The following is a 1,780-nucleotide window of genomic DNA, read 5'->3' as shown; positions in this document are numbered from 1 at the left end:
TCATCGCCTCCATCCGACGCACCGCACGGTTCATCGCAAGGGCTTGAAATCAATGGGTATTAGTTTTGAGTCCGACTCTCAGAACGGCAGGCTGAAGTTTATGCTTCCACCTCTATAGTCGTTGGCATCCGTCCACGACACGGCCAGCAAAAGGCCCTTGAGAATGTCATTGGACAGTCCAATATCTGGCTTGATGGCAACGCCATATTCTCGATAATTCTTAATGACCGTGTCGTCGTCAGATATATGTGTGATGTTGACATAGGCTGATATCGTGCTGGGATATTTAAGGATCTCGGTGTCAGCCTCGATTTTGAGGCCGTTTTGAAGAATCGTGTGATTCAGATTATAATCATAGCGGGCTGAGCTGTTTATCCAGGATCGATCTTTAGCAAAATACCGCCCGATCGTATTCCCCATGATCAGCCGGGTATATGGGTCGATGGCATAGCCAAGGCTGCTGGACAGCGCTGTGCCGAATGTGAGAACCCCCGTGTCAAAATCGTCAGAATGGACCACACCTGCCCGTATGGATGGCGTGACCGTCCACGCTATGGGCGATGACTCGGCGTCGAAGCGGACGATATCCGCTGGCAGGCCAAAGCCGAGACTCATTGCCTGCGACGATTTGCCGTCGGTTTTTGTATAACTGACCGGCAGAGAAACCTGGATGCGGCTGAACGTGTTATCCGGTTCACCAAATGAAAATGAATGAGATAAAGGAAGAACGTAAACTTCGGTATCCTCACCCTGACCACTATAGGCGCCGTATTGAATCGCCAGGGTGGAACGGCTGGTTGAATCAAATGCGTTCATGGCGAAGGTGTCGTGGTCAGATCCAGCGGCAATCTGTATGGCGCTGGTGGGGCTGCCTGCGACGGGATCCCTGATGTCCTCTGCTGCCCGCTGGTCGCCATTGATTGCCGACTGGTGGGCCAACTCGATCAGCTCTGCGAGAAGGTCGTTATCAGCAACTTGAATCTGGCCATTACGGATGGTGTAAAATAGTCGCTCTTGTGCGGCCAGACTGTTCGGGCCGCCATCGAGGAAAGCGCCATTTACACCAGAACCCTCGATCTCGACCGTTTGTCCAGAACCGATCGAATAGCCGACATAGGCGGATGTGCCCCCCAGGCCCTTGGTTGCGCCGCTCGCATCGCCACTTTCCCATTGAATGCTGTCATACGAAAAATAGACATCAAAATTGCCGGCCCCGGTATCGCTCCGATCGACAAGCGTCAACTGAAACCTGTTGAGCTTGTCGCTCTGCGCCGCGTAATACCCAACACCATTCCAGTCGGCGACGAAGGCTCTTCGTCCTTCCAGCGATCCGATTGCGTAGCGCACCGGATCGCTGGCGATACCCCTGGTATCCACATCGGCAAAGAAGGGAGCAATGATCGGAACCGCTATCGAGCTGAGTGATTCGGGTGTGTACTGCCCTAACGCACTCCCAAAGGTTACATTCCCATTGTTGTTGAGCCACAATGTGTCGGATCGGATATTGTCAATGACCATTGTGAAGCCCGGTGTCACCGACAGAGAATCATCATCATTCGCCGAAAAGATTGAATAGCTTGAGTTCGAGAGATTGATGAACGCGCTCTGCGCTTGCGCAGTATCACCCCACCACATCGTCAGGCCGAGTGCACAGGCCGTTCTGACAGCAAGATTGATGCTCATCTTTTTATGCCCCCACAGAGGCTGTTGCCGAATGCCCGCTACCCATGGTTTGACGCCGTCTGCTGACGGCTTGGGAGCTTGGCGGGGGTCTCGCGCG

General features: G+C 53.5%; 1 protein-coding gene. It reads right to left on the bottom strand.

Annotated elements, in window-relative coordinates; translation table 11 throughout:
- Positions 1 to 78: 78 nt before the first annotated feature.
- On the bottom strand, positions 79 to 1,780 hold a 1,702-nt coding region (locus tag IEW15_RS25305; RefSeq protein ID WP_229708851.1), incomplete at its 5' end, for a nidogen-like domain-containing protein.

The sequence above is a fragment of the Tistrella bauzanensis genome (assembly GCF_014636235.1).
Lineage (GTDB): Bacteria > Pseudomonadota > Alphaproteobacteria > Tistrellales > Tistrellaceae > Tistrella > Tistrella bauzanensis.
This window is presented reverse-complemented; position numbering and strand designations above follow the sequence as displayed.